Genomic DNA, 20,650 nt, shown 5'->3' on the forward strand with positions numbered 1-20,650 from the left:
TTGTTTTTTAATAATTAATTTTAAGTTGAATTTTAAAGTTTCTACCTATATCATCTGCAAAAAAACGCAATCTGTTTAAATAATTTCTGTAAGAAGTATTGAGTATATTATCTACTGAAAAATTTATATTAAATTTTGTTTGAGACATACTAAATTCAATACCAGAAGAAAAATTTAAAAGATGAAATGCAGATGGAGGCGTGCTAATGTCAACTAATTCATAACGTTGTATTGGTGCAATATATGCCTCAAAATTGTTATTAGGGTACTCGTTTTGTTGTGCATTAAATTCACTTTCAAGAGAAGCAAAAAAGTTGTTCCATTTTTCTTTTTTAAATAAAAGCGTTGTAATTGTTTTAAAAGGAGGAATATCTATTAATGGTCTGTTAGTAGATAAATCACGTCCTTTTATGAACGACATTTTATTGCTTAATGAAATGTTTTTATTTACAGTGAATTCAACATTAGTATCTAAACCAAATAATTGTGCATTAACCTGTTTGTATGCCCAAACAGGGAATGAGCCTCTTAAAGTGGTTTCTATACCAGCAGGTTCAATATAAATAAAGTCTGATATATAATTATAAAAACTTTCTAACGTAATATTAAGTTTATTACTACTTAATTTATAAGTAGTAGAAACTCTATTAGAAGTTTCTGGTTGTAAACGTAAATCACCTAGTTCAATTCTAGCTGCGGAATGATGTAAGCCATCACTAAATAATTCAGCTGCATTGGGAGCTCTGTTTGATAAACCATAGTTTAATATAAGTTTATTTTTGCTATCAATGTTATAAGAAGCTCCTAAGCTTGCAGAAAAATTATGATAAGTGAATTTAGGGTTGGTTAATAACTGAGAACCTCTTACGTCATTATCAGTAATAATTGAACTAAAATCTTGTTGATAATTTAAAGAATTCCATCTTGATTTTAAATAGTACTTTTGAGCGTTTAAGTATTCTAAATCATAACGTATACCTGCGTCTAAGGTAAGGTCGTCAAATTTATAAGTACTAATAAAATAGGTGCCAAAAGCATACTTGTCATAATCAGGAATTAACCTTCTAACTTCTGTCTTAGGGTCTGGAAAATTATTTTGCATGTTTCCGCTAATTCCAAATTTATAAAGTCTTTCAGAGTTAGCGTCCGCATTAAAGTCAATTCTTATACTATGCGTTTTTAAGGTTAAATCTACAGCTTGTAGAAATTTTCTTTCCCCTCTTCTTTTATCAAATTCTAATCTATGATTGTTTTGAAAATCGTACTGAAGTGAAAGTTTTCCAAAGCCTTTAAAACGTTTATATAGATTTACTTTTAATAGTTGATGTGTAACATCCTGTTTAGGATTATCTATGCGGTAGCTGAAATCATTTATAATCAAAGGAGTATCACTGTTTATAGCATTTACTAAATCTGTGACATTTCCATTATGTGAAGCACTTAAAATGGCAATTTCATTAGATAAATGACTATAAAAAAGCTCAAACCCTTTGTCAAATTTTCGATAACCAGTAGCAAAAGTAAAAGCTTTAGAATTTACTCCTGAATTGGTAAGATTATATGCCGCAGCTTCAAAATCACCACCTCTTTTATAGGAAGCTTGTCCGTCAAAATACCAACCAGCTTCATAATTTTTGATAAAACTTGTGGTGGCAGAAAATAAACGTCCATTTGATTGCTGAGAAATAATGCTCTTACCATAAATAGTATCTTTATTAATACTTTTTGGAGGGTTCACAATCACTACTCCGCCAATTGCATCTCCACCATATTGTAAAGCATTAGCACCTTTAATAACAGAAATAGATTCCGCTGCATTAATATCAATATTTGGTGCATGTTCAATACCCCATTCTTGATCCTGCAATCTAACATTATTAAAAGAAACAAGTACTCTACTACTATGTAAACCATTAATGACTGGTTTTACAATAGTATTTCCTGTATTAATTGAAGACACACCAGAAACATTTTTAATAACATCACCCAAACTAGCATTGCTAAACTTTTCTAATGTTTGAGTTTTTAATAATGTCTCTTGAGCTGTTTTAGTTTTTAAACCAACTGCAGCTTTTACATTTACTTCATTTAATTCCTCTACATGGTGTTCCAAGTCAACAACTTTATATACATCATTAGTAATATTTAGTTCTATAACTTGAGGATCACATGCAGCATGAGATACTTCAACAATAACTTTACCAGAGCAAACATTTTCAATAGTAAACTTTCCATCAAAATTAGTTGTTGTGTACTTGTTTTGTGTTTTTATAAAAACAGTAGCACCAACAATAGGTGATTTGTCATGAAAGTCTTCTACTAAACCAGAAAATGTATGCTTACAATTTTGTGCTTTTCCTGTTATATTAAATAAACAGAAAAAAATAAGCATCAAAATAATACCTTTTGATTTCATTTAAGATTTTATATGTAATTATAATTATATAAGAAAGTGTTCTTGAATTACATTACAAAAGGAGGTGCCCTAGGAGATTTTTTTACAACGGCATGAACTGTTAACAGTTCATGTTGGTTAAATATTGATTTGTATTGATGTTCAAGTGTAACTGAATACACTAAATTAGTATCATATGAATAAACCTTTAAGGGATAATGCAATTTAGAACAATCAAAATCCTTTTCATGAAAATGCTTATCTTTTTTAGAAACACACACTGTATGTTCATGATTATCATGAGCATGTAAAAATTGCACAGCTGAAGGAATCAGCAATACAATAATACCTAGAAAGGCTAAATGTTTCTTAAGTTTAAACATATGGACGACAAATGTATAAAAAAATAAAAAAACCTGATAGATTCTATCAGGTTTTGTTAATATCATTATAAATAAATGTATATTATTTATTTTTTTTATTACCTCTCATTCGCATATTTAACATTTCTACAACTAAAGAGAAGGTAATAGCAAAATATAGATACCCTTTAGGTATAGTTCCTATTTTATCTTTGAATAATTCTGCATGAGATAGATGAGCAGCTTCAGCTATTAACATAAAACCAATTAATATTAAGAAAGATAATCCTAACATTTGAATACTTGGATGTTTATTAACAAACTTACCTACTGGATTAGCAAATAACATCATAATAACCATTGAAAGTATTACAGAAGTAACCATTATTATCATAGCTCCTTCAACACCATTAGTCATACCAACAGCGGTTAAGATTGAGTCAAAAGAAAATACAATGTTTATTAATGTAATTTGAATAATAGCTTGACTTAACGTATATTTTTTCTTTGTACCTCCATCATCATCATGACCATCATCTCCTTCTACTTTGTGATGAATTTCCTTGGTACTTTTATAAAGCAGAAACAAACCTCCAGCAAATAAAATTAAACTCTGCCCAGTAACTCCAGCTTTAAACCAAGAAAAATCTATATGGAATAACGGAGAGTTCATAGCAATTAAGAATGAAATCCCAAATAACAAAACAACACGCAAAATCATAGCTAAAAACAATCCAATATTTGTAGCTTTCTTTTGTTCGTTTTCAGGTAATTTATTGGCTGCTATAGATATAAATATAATGTTATCTATACCTAATACGATTTCTAAAAAAGTTAAGGTGACCAATGCCCCCCAAGTGTCAGGTTGTAAAAATATTTCCATAGTTCTATTTTACTTTATGTACGGTTCCTTTTTGTTTAAAGTTTGAATAACCAACTCTCAAAGAAAAATCATAAGAATTATCTTTAACCTTGGTAATTTGAACAAATATAGGATCTTTATCTAAATTTGTTCTAGGATTTTTCATGATACAAGTATAATTGAAATTATTTTTCCATTTGATATAAAAAGTATCAATGTGTTTAATTATTTTTTCAGTACTAATACTATTTTTAAAAGTACTAATTTTTTCAGTATACTCTTCAATTTGTAAACTATCAACTCTTGTAATTTTTATTTTACTAATATTTCCAATTGAAGGAAATTCGAAAACACCTTTTTTAAAGCGATCTGGATCCCCTTTTTTTTCAGGAGAACAACTTACAATAAATATAAAAGAAGCTAAAAGAAAAATATATGTTTTCATTAAAATAGTAAAATTAAATCCCTGTATAATTAGATGGCGTAATAGCCTTTAATTCATTTTTAATCTCAGTAGAAACCTTTAACGTTTCAATAAATTCAGCAATTGAATTTTGAGTTATTTTAGTGTTTGTACGCGTTAAGCCTTTTAAAGCTTCGTAAGGATTAGGATAGGCTTCACGACGTAAAATGGTTTGTATAGCTTCTGCAACTACTGCCCAATTATTTTCTAAATCCTCTTCAAATTTAGCTTGGTTTAATAATAGTTTATTTAATCCTTTTAAAGTAGCTTTAAAACCAATTAACGTATGTCCAAATGGTACACCTACATTTCTTAAAACGGTACTATCAGTTAAATCACGTTGTAAACGAGAAACAGGAAGTTTTATTGATAAATGCTCAAAAATGGCATTGGCAATACCTAAGTTTCCTTCTGAGTTCTCAAAATCAATAGGGTTTACCTTATGCGGCATTGCTGATGAACCAACTTCTCCTTTTTTTATTTTTTGTTTAAAATAATCATTAGAGATATACGTCCATATATCACGATCTAAATCTATTAAAATAGTGTTTACACGTTTTAACCCATCATACAAAGCAGCCATATGATCGTAATGTTCTATTTGTGTGGTAGGGAATGAGTGGTGTAATCCTAAAACTTCTTCTACAAAATGAGTTCCAAAATTTTTCCAATCAATATCTGGATATGCTACTTTATGCGCATTGTAATTTCCTGTAGCTCCACCAAATTTTGCAGCATGCGGAGTATTTTGTATATGAAAAACTTGATTGTTAATACGCTCTACAAAAACAAAAAACTCTTTACCTAATCGAGTAGGTGAGGCAGGTTGTCCGTGAGTACGTGCTAGCATTGGAATATTTTCCCATTCTTCAGCTAAATCAGCAAGTTTACATACTAATGTATCTAAAGTAGGATAGTATACTTCTTCTACAGCATCTTTTATAGATAATGGAATTGCTGTATTGTTAATATCTTGAGAAGTTAATCCAAAATGGATAAACTCTTTATAAGTTTGTAACTCTAATGCATCAAATTTTTCCTTGATAAAGTACTCAACTGCTTTTACATCATGATTCGTTACACTTTCAATATCTTTTATTTTTAAAGCATCTTCAGTAGAAAAGGCCTCATAAATTTTACGCAAATCAGCATACAATTCTTTGTTGAAATCGGCTAATTGAGGTAAAGGGATTTCACATAAAGCAATGAAATATTCAATTTCTACTTTTACACGATATTTTATTAATGCTTCTTCTGAAAAATAATTAGCTAAATCATCAACTTTGTTACGGTACCTACCATCAATAGGAGATATAGCGTTAAGTGTTGTTAAATTCATGTTTAATTGTTGTGTTGAAGCAACAAAAGTATAAATTCTAAACTTGAATTACTTGATAATAAAACGGAAATTTTAACGAAAAACTTTTCTGTTTATAATTTTTACTTTTCCTTGTTTTTCTAAACTTTTAATAGCACGTATAACTGTTTCAACTCTTAGGCCTAAAATATCGGCTATTTGTTGTCTTGTATTTGTAACCTTAAAAGTAAAATTACCATCTAATTTATAAACGTCATTTTTTAAATAATCAAAATACCTTAGTACTCTGTGCATAGGTTCTTGACTTGAAATTTCTGAAGCAATAATTGCTTTATAATAAAGTCTTTTAGCTAAGCTTTTAGTAATATGTAAATGTATTTCAGGATGTAGTTCTAATAACCTTAACAAGTCATTTTTGGATAAAATATAAATACTAGTTTCTGTTAAGGTCATAGCATTCGCTGGATATTTGACATCTATAAAAAGTGGTGGTTCTCCAAAACTTTGGTTTTTATAAAAAATACCTTGAATAAATTCTTTTCCTTCGTCATTAAAGTTATTCATTTTTACCGCACCTTCTTTTATTTGGTAATAATTACGTGCATTTTCATTTTCAGAAAAGATTTTTTCATCTTTGCTAAAATTCTTTACAATAGCATTAAATGAAAGTAAAATATCTTGTGGAATCATTATGATTTAGGTCATAAATATTAAAAGTATAAAGTTATACTTTTGATTGTTATTAATTAAAGATTTATGGATAAAAGGGAAATTATTAATAGAGATGATGTTTATTTATTGGTATCAACATTTTATAACAAAATAAAATTAGATGATTTTATAGGTCCCATTTTTATAAGTACAATTCCTGCTAATGAATGGAATGATCATCTAGAAAAACTTACAGATTTTTGGGAAACTAATTTGTTTTTTGTGAGAAAGTTTAAAGGGAATCCAATGAAAGCTCATAAAGATGTTGATATGAATTTTAACTATAAAATATCTCAGGAGCATTTTGGTAGGTGGTTACAGTTATGGTTTACTACAGTTGATGAATTATTTTTAGGACAAAAAGCAAATGAGGCTAAAGAAAGAGCACGAAATATAGCTTCCATGCTCTTTTTTAGAATGTTTGAGGCTAAACCTAAATCATCAAATTAAAAATTTGATAAATAATTAATAAACTATTCCCCAATATATTTATGGCAAAAGCCCAAACAATCATTTTAAAAGGTCTTTGACTAATAGCAATAGCATTGGCTCCCATTGCTGACACACATGAAAAAATTAAAGGAAGTATTGCTATTTCTCCATGGACTGCTAATGCAGCTGAAATTGAAGCAATCATGGTTCCAGCTATGATTAGTATAACAGCTATTCCGATGGCATTTTTTTCTTCTGCTTGTATTTTTTCATTTATGAAACTAATAATTCCACTATTAGCTGTTCTGTAATCTTTTATTTGAGTTATTGTGTTTGTACTGTTCATAATGTGAGTTATTTATAGCAAAATTAAATAGCAAAACACAAGTATTTTATGACTTTAGTCATAAAACATAAAATTAATAAAGCAATAATTGTATCTATAAATGTGGTAAGATATTTTTATATTCACGGTTTAAAATATTTTAAGTGCAATCCACAACCGTTATATATATCGTTTTAGCTGTTTTAGCTAGTGTTTTAGTCGCATTCTTTCAATACTTCTATAATATTAAAAAGCAACCTAAGGTTACTATTTTGTTATTTGCTCTAAGGGCATTAAGTTTTTTTTTATTAGGGTTATTGTTAATTAACCCTACCATTGATATTGTAAGTACAGAAAATATAAAGCCTCAACTAGCTGTTTTAGTAGATAATTCATTATCAACTAAATATTTTCAAGAAGAGCAAACCGTATTCAACTTTTTAAATTCAGTAAAAAATAATAAAGAAATTGAGAAGAAATTTGAAGTCTCTATGCTTTCTTTTAGTGATGATACGAAACTTTTGGATAGTTTGTCATTTGAAGGAAAAAATACAGATATAGATCAAGCTATAAAATCAGTAAAGGAACTTTATAAAGGGAAAAAGGTTGCTACAGTTATACTTACTGACGGAAATCAAACAAAAGGAAATGATTATGAGTTTTCTACTTCTAAAAATAAAATTTATCCTATAGTTATAGGTGATACAACAAAGTATCAAGATCTGCAGATAACTCAATTAAATGTAAATAAATATAGTTATATAAAAAATAACTTTCCTGTTGAAGCCATGTTATTATATGAAGGCGATGAACCAATAACATCTAATTTTACCTTAACACACAAAGGAAAGAAAGTGTATTCTCAAAAACTTTCTTTTTCACCTGATAATCCAACGCAAACTATAAAAGTTAATTTAACTTCAAAAGCGAAAGGGGTACAGTATTACAGTGCTTCTATAGCTAAATTATCAAATGAAAAAAATACAAAGAACAATTACAAGAATTTTTCTGTAGAAGTTATAGATGAACAAACAAAAGTTTTAGTGCTAAGTTCTATTATGCATCCAGATTTAGGAGTACTAAAAAAGTCAATAGAAAGTAATAAACAACGTAAGGTTGATATACGTTTAATCAATAATAAACAGGTGAATTATGAAGAGTATCAAATGTTTGTTTTCTATCAGCCTACAGCGTATTTTAGAAACATAATTGAGCAAATAAAAGGGGATTGTTTAATTATTTCTGGTACAAAAACAGACTGGAGCTTCTTAAACTCTTTAAATTTAGGACTTACAAAAAACGCAATAAATCAATCTGAAAGCTATGGAGCTATATACAATGATCAATTTTTAACATTTTTACAAAAAAACATTGATTTTGAGGATTTTCCACCGTTGGAAGATAAGTTTGGGAAGATAAACTTAACCAAAGAAACTCAAATATTGTTGCATCAAAAAATTGGAGGTGTTGCCTCTGAACAACCTCTATTGGCTACTATAGAACAAAATGATACAAAATATGCATTTTTGTTTGGTGAAGGTTTATGGAAATGGAGAGCAGCTAGTTATTTAAAAAATCAATCTTTTGAAAACTTTGATGCTTTCATAGGAAATTTAACACAATACTTAGCTTCATCTAAAAAGAGAAAGCGTTTAGAAGTAAAAATAAAAAGTATATATCCTGCTAATTCCCCCATAGATATTGCTGCTTTTTATGTGGATAAAAATTACAAGTTTGATAATAGAGCTGATTTAGAATTAAAAATAACCAATACAGTAACTAAAGAAGTAAAAAGAGTGCCTTTCTCCTTAATAGGTAACGCATATCAGATAGCGGTAGAAGGTTTAGTCGCAGGAGAATATTCATATCAAGTATCTGTTAAAAATCAGGCTATAAAAAAGTTTGGACGATTTAAAATAACAGCATATCAGGTAGAAGAGCAATTTATTAATGCTAACAAGGGTAAATTACAACGATTAGCTGATAATACTCAAGGTAAATTGTATTATTCAAATCAAATTGAATCCTTGATGTCTGAATTGTTAAATGATTCAAGTTATTTTATCACCCAAAAATCAATAACAAAACAAAAGAATTTAATTGATTGGAAATGGATTTTAATGGTAGTGGTTGCTTTATTAGCTATAGAGTGGTTTTTACGTAAATATTATGGGAAAATTTAATAAATGTTAGAACATTATTTTCAATGTCCGTATTGTTGGGAGCAAATTTCCATGCTACTTGACAATAGTATATCTTATCAAAAGTATATTGAAGATTGTGAAACATGTTGTAATCCAATAGAAGTTGAGTTTTCTTTTATAGACGGAGAGCTAACTAGTTTTTCAGCAATAAATATTGAGCAATAAAGTCATAATCCAAAAATTAAAATACTTCATTGTCATTTGTAAAGCATTTAAATTCAATAGGGTTATTACTGTAATCTAAAACAAACATAGTTTGTTGTTCTCCTTTTAAGTTTTTATATCTTATTTGAGGTTTTACTAAAAACTCAACATCGTATTTTTCTAATTGTTTTTTTATAAAGTTAAAGTTTGTGGAGTTTAAAATACAACCAAAATGAGGTATGGGAACTTGAATACCATCAACTAAACCACAATAATCTAAATCTATTATTCTTTTAGAAACATGTGCAGATAATTGGTGACCAAAAAAATCAAAATCTACCCAATTTTCTGTTTGCCTTCCAATTTTACATTGTAAAATATTATGATAAAAATAGATAGTACTTTCTATGTCTTTAACTTTAAAAGCGTAATGAAATGCAGTCATAATTAATATCCTTTAGTGTGTGAAATAGTGTGTAATAATGGTTGGTTATTTTGAAAACGGTTATAATTATCTAAAACTAAATTGATAGCTGATTCTTTAGTTGTTAAAGAAGCAATATGTGGGGTAATAGTAATTTTTGGGTGTTTCCAAAAAGGATGTTCTTTAGGTAGAGGTTCTTTTCTAAAAACATCTAATATAGCTCCTGATAGATGATTAGTATCTAATAAATCTATTAAGTCATTTTCAATTAAATGATGTCCTCTACCTGCATTAATTAAAACTCCTTTTTTGTTTAATAACCTCAAGGTTTGTTTATTTAGTATACCTGTAGTTTTGGTAGTTAAGGGCAATAAATTAACTAAAAAATCAGCACCTTTTATTGAGTTTTCCATGCCTGATTTACCATAAGAAGTTTCTACACAGGTTATTTTTTTAGTGGAATTAGACCATCCTTTAACAATAAATCCAAAGTCAGCAAGTTTTTCGGCAACATACTTACCAATATTGCCGAGCCCCAAAACTGTTACTGTGGTTTCTTGAGTAGGTGTATATCTAAACTGTTTCCATGTTTGTTTATATTTATTGGTAGTATAGGTTTCAAAGTTTTTCATTTTATATAAAATACTAGTTAAGACAAATTCAAACATATCTTTGGGTAAACTTTCGTCTACAATACGGGCAATAGCAACAGATGTATTTAATTTTTGAGTTTGTAAAATATGATCAACACCAGCTCCTGCTGAGTGAATAACTTTAATATTTGGAAATTCCTTTGTAATATTAATATTCGGTTTCCAACAGATAATAAAATCTATGTTATTCTTATTTTCAATATTTGGATATATTTCTACAGAAGTATTTTTCAATTTTTCTACTAAGCTTTCTTTCCATGGATATGGATTCATTTGATTGAAAATTATGGCAATACTCATACTATAAAAGTTTAGTACAAAACTAACTTTTTAATAATATTATTTAAAATTGATTCGTTTGTTAAATTGTATTTTTACCATTTATTTAATTTATTTTACGTTTTATGACTAATGATTTTATTTTAGAAGAAGTAGATTTAAACATAATTACATGTTTAAAAGAAAATGCTAGAGCTAGTTTTGCTGAAATAGGAAGAAAGATAAAATTATCACCTTCAGCTACAAGAGAAAGAATCCATAAATTAGAAGAGAGAGGTGTGATTAAAAAGTATAGCGTAGAGTTAGATAATAAATTATTAGGACATGATATGGAGGCGTTTATTTTAGTAAAAGTATTTCACGGAAATTTGAAGCGATTATTTAGTTACATTTCCACTAAAATAGAAATAACTGAAGCTCATAGAATAACAGGGAATCAAAATGTACACTTAAAAGTTCTTTTAAAAAATCAAATACATTTACAACAGCTTATTGATGAGTTGATGCAATTTGGAGATACGAGTACCTTTTTAATCTTGTCTAAAATTTAGAAATAAAACTATATAAAAAATCCACTTCAAATATAAAGTGGATTAAAAATACGTTTGCTATTTAACAAATTTATAGAATTACTTTTTAGAAGCAACCCAGGTGTCAATTTTGTCTTCTAATAAAGCTAAAGGAATACATCCAGTTTCTAAAACTTGGTTATGAAACTCGCGAATATCAAATTTATCCCCTAGTGCTTTTGACGCTTTATTACGAAGTTCTCTAATTTTTAGTTGCCCTATTTTATAAGATAAAGCTTGTCCAGGGTTTGCCATATAACGCTCAATTTCAGAAATAATGCTAGCCTCACTTTCAGCTTCATTGTCTAATGAATATTGAATAGCTTTTTCACGGCTCCAACCTTTAGCATGCATTCCTGTATCAACAACCAAACGAATAGCTCTATGCATTTCCATACCTAACATTCCAAAATACTGATAAGGATCTGTATATAAACCTAGTTCTTTACCTAAGTTTTCAGTATATAAAGCCCATCCTTCTCCATATGCGCTATACCAAAGTGTTTTTCTAAAATCAGGTAGATCTTGATTTTCTTGTGTTAATGAAATTTGATAATGATGTCCTGGAATAGCTTCGTGTAAAAACAGAGCTTCATCAGAAAATACATTGTATTTTGAAGCATCAGGAATAGGTGTATAAAAAACACCTGGACGAGTACCATCTAATGAACCTGGATTGTATTCAGCACTAGCCGAAGCTTCTCTAAATTTTTCTGTTTGTTTTACTATAAATGGAGTTTTAGGCTTATTACCAAAAAGTTTTTCTAGTTGCGGTTTCATTTTTTCATGAATCGCATTAAAATTATCAATAATCTGTTTAGGCTCACTATAAGGCATTAATTCTTTGTTATTACGTACATAATCAAAGAATTCTTTTAAACTTCCTTTAAAGTTAACTTGTTGTTTAACTTTTTCCATTTCCGATAAAATTCTAGCTACTTCTTTTAAGCCTAATTCGTGAATTTCATCAGCAGTCATATTAGTAGTAGTATAATTTTTTATAGCATGTTGATAATATTCTTTTCCTTGAGGAATCCCATTGATACCGCTGTCGTCTCTTCCAGCTTTTAAATAATCATTCTGTAAAAAATCACTTATAGTTTTAAAAGAAGGAATTAATTGCCCCGTAAGTACCGTCTTATAAGCAACAGCTAACTTTTTTTGCTCATCATTAGAAAAGGCTTTAGGAAAATTTTTAACAGGCGAGTAGAATAAATGGTTGGTTAATGTTGTTTCTGCTAATACTTTAAATTGAGGAATTACTTTTTTAATTAGTGATTTTGGAAGTACGTAACCTTCTTTAATACCTTGTTGCATACGTTCTTTTACAGATTGTAACCATACATTATACTGTTCTAATCTGCTTAACCAGTTTTCATAGTCTTTTACTGTTTTAAAAGGTTGTGCACTACTTCCGCTAGCAAGTTGTCCCATGGTTAAATTTACTGTCCACATTTGATTTACTGGCATCAGGATATCGTTTTTGTAGCTAGCTTGTGCTAATTCTATCTCACAATCCCAATTTAAAACAGCTTTACTCATTTGTTGACTTTCCGTTAAACTAGTATTATCAAACTCAGTTAATCTATTCTTGTATGTGGTATAAAATGCATTTTTTTTCTGAGCATAAGTGTCAGATAAAAAATTAGGAAACTGATCATTAAAACGATTATCTCCCGCAAACGTAGCGTTTAAAGGATTTAATTTAAGTTTACCTTCATTATAATCTTTAAGCAGTTGGTTAAAAACCGCGTTTTCTTGTACAGATTTAACAGTAGGAGCTTCTTTTTTTTCAGGTTTACAGGCTAAAAATAGTAGGGCAGTAGCTATTACTGATACAAAAATTTTTTTCATGGTTTTGTTTTTGAATATGCACAAATATATCAAAAACTAAATAGCAGTTATCCTAACACTTAGCATTTAACAAATAGGAATGAAATAAAGATAATGTCATAAATCCTTATGATTCTAATCATAAAAACAGACATAGGTTGTCAATTAGTTTTACAGCCTAAATAAAATGTATAATGATTGGTTTATTAAATAGCCTATTGGCTTTTAGCTGTTTTATATGTATTTATGTATTACATTACTTCATAAGTACTAATTCTAGTATCGTTTTTATAGCTGCTTTTGGAGCATCAGCAGTATTAGGTTTTTCCTATAAAACATCTCCTTTTTCTTTTATGCAAATTTCTGTTAGTTCTGCAGTCGCAGCATTTATAGGAGTGTTTTTTAATAGTCTAGGCTTAGCTTTAGGGGTGGCTGTTCCTTTATGTATTGGAGTTGTTATTTTTTTGATGCATACTTTAAAAATAAGCTATCCACCAGCTGGAGCCATTGCTATTATTCCATTACTATTTAATAAAGAAATAGAAGGTTTAGGATTTTGGTATGTACTATATCCAACTTTAACAGGAGTTTCAATCATTTATGCTTTTTCAATAATTAAAAAGAAATTAAATTTTATATATAATGATAGATTCTAAAACCGTAGAAATAATAAAATCGACAGTTCCAGTTTTGGAGGTTCATGGAGAAGAAATAACCAAAGTTTTTTATAAGCGACTATTTAAATATAATCCTGAGTTGAGAAGTATTTTTAATATGACGCACCAGAAGAAAGGAACACAGCAAAAAGTGTTAGCAAATGCTGTTTTTAAGTATGCTAGCTTTATTGATAAGCCAGAAATGTTAGGCTCATTAGTTGAGGCTATAGTTGAAAAACACACAAGTTTATCTATTACTAAAGAAATGTATCCTATAGTTGGAGAGAACTTATTAAAAGCAATTAAAGAAGTATTAGGTGATGCTGCTACGGATGAAATAATGATGGCATGGGAAAAAGCTTATGGAGTATTAGCTACTATACTTATAAACAAGGAGGAAAGTATTTACAAATCTAGGGAACAAAAAGTAGGTGGTTATAGAGGTAAAAAAGAATATATAGTAATTAAAAAAGAGGTAGAAAATACGGTGGTAACTTCTTTTTATTTAAAAAGGAAAGATGGTTTGCCTGTTCCTAGTTTTAAAGCAGGTCAGTACATTGCTTTAACAGTTGAAATACCTGATTCAACACATAGACATACCAGAAATTATAGTTTGTCAGATATAACAGGAAAAGATTATTTACGAATTAGTGTTAAAAAAGAAGAAGGGAACCCAGATGGAATTGTGTCTAATTTTTTACACAATTATATAGAAGTAGGAGATGTTCTTGAATTAGGAATGCCTTCAGGAGAATTTGTTTTAAATAAAAGTGAAAAACCTTTGGTGTTAATTGGAGCAGGTATTGGAATTACGCCATTAATGAGTATGTATAAAGAAACTCAGTTAAAATCAAATAGACAAATAATATTTATTCAATGTGCATTAAATAGTGAAACTCATTCTTTTAGAAAAGAAATAGTAAATGAAAAGTCTACTACGGCAGTAGTTTATAGTAATCCATTGGGAAAAGATAAGTTAGGAGTAGATTACGATTATGAAGGTTTCTTGAATTTAGAAATACTACAAAATTTAAATATTACTAAAAATGCGGATTTCTACTTTTGTGGTCCAACACCATTTATGAAACATATGCTTAGCATTTTAAGTAAGTTAGAAGTAGCTACAGAAAATATTCATTATGAGTTTTTTGGTCCGATAGAAGAATTGGTTTAGTTAAGATTATAAAGAAAAGCCATCTATCTTCATAGATGGCTTAAATTTTTTATTAAAAACTTTGATTGTTGTTTTATAAAACAACAAACTTAAATGTACCTAGGTTTTTATTTGTTGAAATGGGGGTCAATAATAATTCGTTATCAGGACTTAATTGTACTCTGTATTTCCAATCACCTATTTTTAAAATATTATAAGGAGCGAAAGGAGATCCAGGGAAATTGCTATTAGGTGATTTTATTACACTAGAATTAAATGTTTGCCCTTTTCTAATGAATTCACCTCTTTTGTATTTAGCTGTAGCTTGCCCACTAGATAGTGTTAAGATATTTGTACCATAGTTAAAAGTGTCTCCATAAAAACCTATAGGAACACCTCTACTTGACCTCCATGTAGTTCCATTATCTTTTGATACTTCTTTTAATAGCCAGTCACCTTCTATTTGCTCAAAACTTGGTGAATTATTTAGTAGTTTATCACTAGGGTTATCTACAAATGTTTTTTTTCTGAATTTTAAAGTTTTTCTTTTAATTTGATCAACTCCAGTTTCAAAAACGGTAATAGTTAATTCCAGTTTATCATCAGATAAAAAAGGTCTGTACTTCCATTCGTCATTAATTTGTAGCCAACTCCAAGGAGCGCCAGCGAAACTACCAGAAGGAATCATTTCTACAGGATATTTTCCTAGTAACCTACCACTACCATCTTTTGACTCTGTTTTTACTTCATTGTTGGAAAAAATTAGATTGACTCCGCCATAACTAAAAGTGCTCCCAAAAAAACCATAAGGTATCCTTTTGATGTTTTTCCAAGTTCCATCTTCTGAAATTTGCTGAAGCAACCAAGTTCCTTCAATTTCTGAAAAGGAGTTGATATTCGTAGAACGATTTCTATTTAGCATAGAGTTTTCTTTTTGTTGGGTGGTTTCAATACCTAAGCCATCTAACGAGTTAACTTCTTCTAAAGAACTTTGTTGACATGATGTTAATGTCAAAGCACCTCCAATTAAAAGTGCTGAATAAAAATTTAAGTTTTTCATAATTTTAAATTGTTATTGTTATTAAACATTAAACAAACAGTTTTAAATTATTATACCCTACTTTTTTTTAGTTGTTTTTTATAACTAAATATTGTTTTTTGTTTTAACTATTTAATTTTTAGTGTGTTTTTGTTTTAAAATATAACTTAAAATTTAATTTGGTTTTATAATGTGTGTAATATGTGTTTTGTAGTTTTATTTTTTAACTAAAAAATGTTTTTAGGTTTTAATTTTTAATTTTTTTGTTAAGGTGGTGTTTTATAGTTTTTATCATAGAAGAGTAGGTGTTATTCAATAGATGAAATAACGTAACTAGCTATATAGTCACTATCAATTTTTAAATGAATATCATAAGCGCCTTTTTTGTTAAATTTATAATTAAAGGATATGTAGCCATTTTTAATCGTTAAGTTTTTTAATGTTAATTTATATTGATTATTATTTTTTATAGTTATTAATGAAATAGACTCAGGTTTTGTTTTGTCTAAGTATTTAAGTTTAAAATGGATTATGCTTCCTTTTATGACTTTTGAATGCATTAATGGTTTTATGGGGATTATTTTATGTTTAAAAGCAGTGCCATAAACTAGAGGCTCTTTAGTAAAGTTTGTATTACTTTGTGAAGCATTAAGCAACCATTTTTTTGACGAAGGGAAATGGTTTTTTGCAAATAATTCTGGAGCTGTCAAAAAATAACCGTCGTTATAATCTTTTATGAAAGAGTAATTCTCGTTTACATAACCGCTAGACCAAGTAGCATCACACAAGTACCATTTGTTATTTAATTTTATTGCATTCCATGAGTGGTTTACCTGCTCTAATGTATCTATGTTTGAAACAATAGTTCTACCGTATCCATTAATAATTCTAGATTCTATATTCACCAATTCTGTCATTTTAGAAATTAAATAGGCATATCCTGTACACATAGTTTTCTTTTGTTTATATAACTTTTTTAAAACTTTCTTTGCAATAGAGGAGTTCCATTTATGTAAAACTTCAGGGGTATTTTGTAGTTTTTTTCTATTTCTAATTATTTTTTGAGCTAAGGAGTAATCGTTTCGTATGTTCATACATACCCAAGTGTATATAGCTCTAAATTTTTCTACAGAACTAGGTAGTTGATATGTAAGTTGGTATACTAGTTTAGGTAAATTATTTAAAGATTCGCCTTCATTAAGTACAGCAATATTATCAGCTCTAGTAAAATTAATGTGTTTAAAATCTGAAATTTGAGAATTAATTTTTAGTGTCCCAAGCAGAAAAATAATGAAGGTGAATTTTTTCATAATACATTTTTTATTGGTACTACCAAAGGGTGGATTTTCCAAGGTGGTTTACCTTTTCTTTTTAGAAGTAAATAATTTTTTCACAGCAACTTCCCCCACAAATACAAGTTCTCCTAATAGTACTTCATCTTCTTTCATTAAGATACTTAGTGTTTGATTAACATTAGAAATAGTAATTTTTTCTGATTTCATCCCAATAAAACTAAATACAAGTACATCACCATTCTGTAAGGGTTGAGGAAATTCAAAATGGCCATCAAAATCAGTTTCAGTCCCTATAGTTGTATTTTCCAAAATAACGGAAACACCAGGTAAAGAACCAGAATTATCATAAACATAACCTTTAATAATATTTTCTTGTTGTAATATTTTTATTCTACTGTTTTTAGAGGTTGAAGCCAATTTCTCAACTGAAGGTTTGCAGTTTTGAGCATTGGTTTGATTCGGCATAAATAAAGAAATAAAAGCCAAACCAATGCCACTTAAAAAACTCTGAGTTTTATGATTTTCTTTAGTTTCGTTATAGGTAGTTAGTTGATAGTTATGGAATCTTCCGCAGGTTTTTTGAGCATTGTTATTTTTGAAATATTTAATGATTTCTTTTGAAGTCATATCAGTAAAATTTATAACTTCTTTTTGACAAGAACTGCAAAAACCACCAGTTTTAGTAGGAGAGAAGTTGTTATAGTTCTCCGTACAAGGATTTTGAATAGATAAATTAAATTTGTTTTTCATATTGTGTTTTTAGTTGAATTTGATTCAAACTTAGTACATCAATATGCTATAGGAAATAATAAATGAGTGAACGCTATTTTACAATGAGGGAATCATTGGTTTTGAAGATATTTTATAGTTTTTTTAGAAAAATAGTATAAAATTAAAATTATGAATAAACCAAAAAATAAGCTTTAGAAGGAAAAAATGTTACTGAATAAGATACAAAAAAGTTGCTTTAAGTTGACAAATAATAAAAGTTTTAAATAATTATTTTGAATAGAATAATAAAAAGTCTTTTATTTGCATCATAATTTATTGTTAAAGTTGAAGTTAAAGTTTAAAAAAATCACGCTATTTATAGCTATGATATACCCCTTCGTTACTTTTAGCCAAAACTTAGAGAAGATAGGAAAGTCTTCTTTGTTTAAGCTGTCAGGTGGAGTAGGTGTTAATGCTGTATTTTATAATGGTGAATCTAATAGAGAGCCATTTACTTATTTTCTGTCAGGTAATGTAAATTTAAATATCAGTGATGTTTATAATATTCCATTTTCTTTTTCGTATTCCAACAGTAAATTTCAAACTAATAACCCATTTTCTTTTAATAGATTAAGCCTACACCCTAGTTATAAGTGGGGCACTGCACATATAGGAGATGTTAGTATGACTTTTTCACCTTATACTTTAAGTGGTCATCAATTTACTGGGTTAGGTTTAGATCTTACACCTAAAGATAAATTGAAAATAAGTGTAATGTACGGAGAGTTGTTGAAAGCTAGAGAATTTGATCCGGAAAATACAGGAGATGCTAATTATAAGCGAATAGGATATGGTTTAAAAGCATCGTATAAGTTTGATAAATTTTCTGTTGGAGGAATTTTCTTCAGAGCAACTGATGACTTGTCTTCTCTAAAAGAAAAAATTCCAGTAGAAAGTAATATTCAGCCTAAGGATAATACCGTAATAAGTTTTGATGGTGAATTTTCAATAATTAAAGATTTAAAAATAAGAGGAGAAGTAGCTGTGTCTGCATTAACAGAAGATGTACGAGCAGGAGGTATTGATTCTGGGTTTATGTCTTTCTTATTAAAATCAAATGTGTCTACTCAATACTACAAAGCATATAATTTGAATTTTTTATATCAAGTAGGTAAAGGTAGTATTGGTTTAGGGTATGAATTTATAGATCCTAATTATAAAACATTAGGAGGTTATTTTTTTAATAATGATTTAGAGAATATTACAATAAATGCAACTCAAAGAATTTTTAAAGATAAATTAGGGATTACTGTAAATGCAGGTTTACAAAGGGATGATCTTGATGGCAGTAAAGCGTCTCAATTAAAACGTTTAGTTAGTTCGGTAAATTTGAATTTTGACGCAAGTAAAAAAATGAATATGACTTTGGCATATTCTAATTTTCAATCCTTCACAAATATTAAAAATCAATTTGATTTTATTAATGGAGTTTCACAGATAGAACAAGATTTAGATCGTTCTAATGTTTCACAAATATCTCAAAATGCAAATCTTAATGTTAATTATATCCTTTTAGAGACTGAGGATATAAGGCAAAATTTAAATGTAGGTCTTACATTTCAGGATGCAACAAATAAAGTTGAAAATGAGGAAAAAGATCTAGATAAATCTACTTTATATAATGGTAATATAGCATATACAATAGGGTATCCACAATTAAATTTAAATATATCGGGAGCTTTAAATGCTAGTTATAACCAATTAATAGATAATAATAGTGTAATTTTTGGTCCCACATTGTCAGCAAGTAAAAGTTTTTTTGATAAAAAGTTAAAAGTAAATAGCTCTTTAGGTTATAATCAAAGTAGAAATAATGGGAAAAAACAAGGAGATATAACTAATTTTAGAGCTAGCGGACGATATGTGTATAAGAAACAACATAATTTTAGTCTTAATGGCTTAATGCAATTAAGAAATTCAGTTAATACAGTCAAACAAGATTTTACATTGACATTTGGTTATACTTATAATTTTGGTTTGTTTGATTCCAAGAACATTAAGTTTAAAAAAAGAAAAAGAAAGAATAAAAAGAAAAAAAATAAAGAACAAATAAAGTTTGTTTATAAAGATTCAATTTATAAAGGCTCTATTAGAGAGGTAGATACTAAAATAGAAATTTTATTAAATTCATCAGTTTTTAAAGATATACCCAAAGAAAGAAAAGAAAAATTTAATAAAGAAAGAAAAATAATTGCAGAAGAAACTAATAAAAGAATATACAAAATAAAAGCAATTCAGTTTTTGAAAGAATTATATGATTCTGAAAAAAGCATGAAAACTTATTATAGTATGCTAAAACAAGTTTTAGATGACTTATGGTCAGACGCAAATCGTTTGGATTATAATATGGAGCTTGAGTATTTGAAAAACAGAAAAGAAATTATAAAACATGTTTTATGGAATAAACCTGTAAGTTTGAGAAAAGATTTTTCTAAAAAACTTCAAAAGGAGTTTGAAATAATGAATAAGAAATATAAAAAATCAGAGAAAAAATTATTAATCCATAGATGGATTGTTTCTACGATAAAAAATTACAAAGTCCTTGATGATATTAGAAAAGATGATGGTTTCTTAAGAGTGTTTTTTATAAAAAGAGGGAACGATATTTTTGAAATGATTGATAATGATGTAGATAAATCAAAAATAAAATTATATTTGTTAACTAATCTCATAGAGTTTTTAGCAAAGGAATCGGAAAAGTATATTGATGAAAGTCAATATGAATTAAAATATATTTATAAAACTAACTAGCTTTAATTGTA

At 28.2% G+C, this 20,650-nt stretch carries 20 protein-coding genes; 7 read left to right on the forward strand and 13 right to left on the reverse strand.

Annotation, left to right across the window (positions count from 1 at the left end; all coding sequences use genetic code 11):
• Positions 1–7 precede the first annotated feature (7 nt).
• The 6 genes from ABNT65_RS03930 to ABNT65_RS03955 form a co-directional block, all read right to left on the reverse strand.
• The gene (locus ABNT65_RS03930; protein ID WP_348747223.1) at positions 8–2,416 is read right to left on the reverse strand and encodes a TonB-dependent receptor; all 2,409 of its coding nucleotides are present in this window, start codon (positions 2,414–2,416) and stop codon (positions 8–10) included.
• A 47-nt stretch (positions 2,417–2,463) separates the two neighbouring features.
• Positions 2,464–2,778: a hypothetical protein gene (locus ABNT65_RS03935; protein ID WP_348739825.1), complete on the reverse strand. Its 315-nt coding sequence runs from the start codon at positions 2,776–2,778 to the stop codon at positions 2,464–2,466.
• A gap of 82 nt (positions 2,779–2,860) precedes the next feature.
• Complete coding sequence (locus ABNT65_RS03940; protein WP_348706862.1) at positions 2,861–3,640, reverse strand: TerC family protein; 780 nt, start codon at positions 3,638–3,640, stop codon at positions 2,861–2,863.
• 4 nt (positions 3,641–3,644) lie between these two features.
• Positions 3,645–4,064, reverse strand: a complete 420-nt coding sequence (locus ABNT65_RS03945; protein WP_348739827.1) for a hypothetical protein — start codon at positions 4,062–4,064, stop codon at positions 3,645–3,647.
• A 13-nt stretch (positions 4,065–4,077) separates the two neighbouring features.
• Positions 4,078–5,421 (reverse strand): adenylosuccinate lyase, encoded by a 1,344-nt coding sequence (gene purB / locus ABNT65_RS03950; protein ID WP_348739829.1) that lies wholly within the window; start codon positions 5,419–5,421, stop codon positions 4,078–4,080.
• Between the two features lie 72 nt (positions 5,422–5,493).
• Positions 5,494–6,090, reverse strand: a complete 597-nt coding sequence (locus tag ABNT65_RS03955; RefSeq protein WP_348706859.1) for a Crp/Fnr family transcriptional regulator — start codon at positions 6,088–6,090, stop codon at positions 5,494–5,496.
• A gap of 66 nt (positions 6,091–6,156) precedes the next feature.
• On the opposite strand from ABNT65_RS03955, the gene ABNT65_RS03960 reads away from it, so the two are divergent.
• The gene (locus tag ABNT65_RS03960; RefSeq protein WP_348747224.1) at positions 6,157–6,561 is read left to right on the forward strand and encodes a group III truncated hemoglobin; all 405 of its coding nucleotides are present in this window, start codon (positions 6,157–6,159) and stop codon (positions 6,559–6,561) included.
• Here the strand turns inward: ABNT65_RS03960 and ABNT65_RS03965 are convergent.
• A complete protein-coding gene (locus ABNT65_RS03965) occupies positions 6,545–6,889 on the reverse strand; it encodes a hypothetical protein (protein ID WP_348706857.1) in 345 nt (114 codons plus the stop codon). The two genes, ABNT65_RS03960 and ABNT65_RS03965, sit on opposite strands and share 17 nt — an antisense overlap.
• A gap of 143 nt (positions 6,890–7,032) precedes the next feature.
• On the opposite strand from ABNT65_RS03965, the gene ABNT65_RS03970 reads away from it, so the two are divergent.
• Both ABNT65_RS03970 and ABNT65_RS03975 read left to right on the forward strand, forming a co-directional pair.
• Entirely contained in the window at positions 7,033–9,051 is a 2,019-nt protein-coding gene (locus ABNT65_RS03970) for a vWA domain-containing protein (RefSeq protein ID WP_348747225.1), read from the forward strand.
• Between the two features lie 3 nt (positions 9,052–9,054).
• On the forward strand, positions 9,055–9,237 hold the full coding sequence (locus ABNT65_RS03975; protein WP_348739836.1) for a CPXCG motif-containing cysteine-rich protein: 183 nt from the start codon (positions 9,055–9,057) through the stop codon (positions 9,235–9,237).
• A 16-nt stretch (positions 9,238–9,253) separates the two neighbouring features.
• On the opposite strand, the gene ABNT65_RS03980 is transcribed toward ABNT65_RS03975, so the two are convergent.
• Positions 9,254–9,661, reverse strand: a complete 408-nt coding sequence (locus ABNT65_RS03980; RefSeq protein ID WP_348739838.1) for a dioxygenase — start codon at positions 9,659–9,661, stop codon at positions 9,254–9,256.
• 2 nt (positions 9,662–9,663) lie between these two features.
• A complete protein-coding gene (locus tag ABNT65_RS03985; RefSeq protein WP_348706854.1) occupies positions 9,664–10,593 on the reverse strand; it encodes a glyoxylate/hydroxypyruvate reductase A in 930 nt (309 codons plus the stop codon).
• Between the two features lie 104 nt (positions 10,594–10,697).
• On the opposite strand from ABNT65_RS03985, the gene ABNT65_RS03990 reads away from it, so the two are divergent.
• Complete coding sequence (locus ABNT65_RS03990; RefSeq protein ID WP_348706853.1) at positions 10,698–11,123, forward strand: Lrp/AsnC family transcriptional regulator; 426 nt, start codon at positions 10,698–10,700, stop codon at positions 11,121–11,123.
• 78 nt (positions 11,124–11,201) lie between these two features.
• Here the strand turns inward: ABNT65_RS03990 and ABNT65_RS03995 are convergent, their stop codons facing one another.
• Positions 11,202–12,995: a DUF885 domain-containing protein gene (locus ABNT65_RS03995; protein WP_348747226.1), complete on the reverse strand. Its 1,794-nt coding sequence runs from the start codon at positions 12,993–12,995 to the stop codon at positions 11,202–11,204.
• Between the two features lie 173 nt (positions 12,996–13,168).
• Here ABNT65_RS03995 and ABNT65_RS04000 point away from each other — a divergent pair, with 173 nt between their 5' ends.
• Both ABNT65_RS04000 and hmpA read left to right on the forward strand, forming a co-directional pair.
• Complete coding sequence (locus tag ABNT65_RS04000; protein ID WP_348739843.1) at positions 13,169–13,630, forward strand: HPP family protein; 462 nt, start codon at positions 13,169–13,171, stop codon at positions 13,628–13,630.
• On the forward strand, positions 13,617–14,804 hold the full coding sequence (gene hmpA / locus ABNT65_RS04005; protein ID WP_348739845.1) for an NO-inducible flavohemoprotein: 1,188 nt from the start codon (positions 13,617–13,619) through the stop codon (positions 14,802–14,804). The genes ABNT65_RS04000 and hmpA overlap by 14 nt, the downstream gene beginning before the upstream one ends.
• A 73-nt stretch (positions 14,805–14,877) precedes the next feature.
• Here hmpA and ABNT65_RS04010 read toward each other — a convergent pair whose 3' ends face one another.
• The 3 genes from ABNT65_RS04010 to ABNT65_RS04020 form a co-directional block, all read right to left on the reverse strand.
• Positions 14,878–15,843 (reverse strand): hypothetical protein, encoded by a 966-nt coding sequence (locus ABNT65_RS04010; RefSeq protein WP_348739847.1) that lies wholly within the window; start codon positions 15,841–15,843, stop codon positions 14,878–14,880.
• Between the two features lie 287 nt (positions 15,844–16,130).
• On the reverse strand, positions 16,131–17,132 hold the full coding sequence (locus tag ABNT65_RS04015) for a transglutaminase domain-containing protein (protein ID WP_348747227.1): 1,002 nt from the start codon (positions 17,130–17,132) through the stop codon (positions 16,131–16,133).
• Positions 17,133–17,180: 48 nt separating this feature from the next.
• Positions 17,181–17,867 carry a carboxypeptidase-like regulatory domain-containing protein gene (locus ABNT65_RS04020; protein WP_348747228.1) on the reverse strand — a complete coding sequence of 229 codons (687 nt, stop codon included), beginning with the start codon at positions 17,865–17,867 and terminating at the stop codon, positions 17,181–17,183.
• 345 nt (positions 17,868–18,212) lie between these two features.
• Between ABNT65_RS04020 and ABNT65_RS04025 the strand changes: the two genes are divergently transcribed.
• Positions 18,213–20,639 (forward strand): hypothetical protein, encoded by a 2,427-nt coding sequence (locus tag ABNT65_RS04025; RefSeq protein WP_348747229.1) that lies wholly within the window; start codon positions 18,213–18,215, stop codon positions 20,637–20,639.
• Positions 20,640–20,650 lie beyond the last annotated feature (11 nt).

This window comes from Tenacibaculum sp. 190524A02b, assembly GCF_964036645.1.
GTDB lineage: Bacteria > Bacteroidota > Bacteroidia > Flavobacteriales > Flavobacteriaceae > Polaribacter > Polaribacter vairaonense.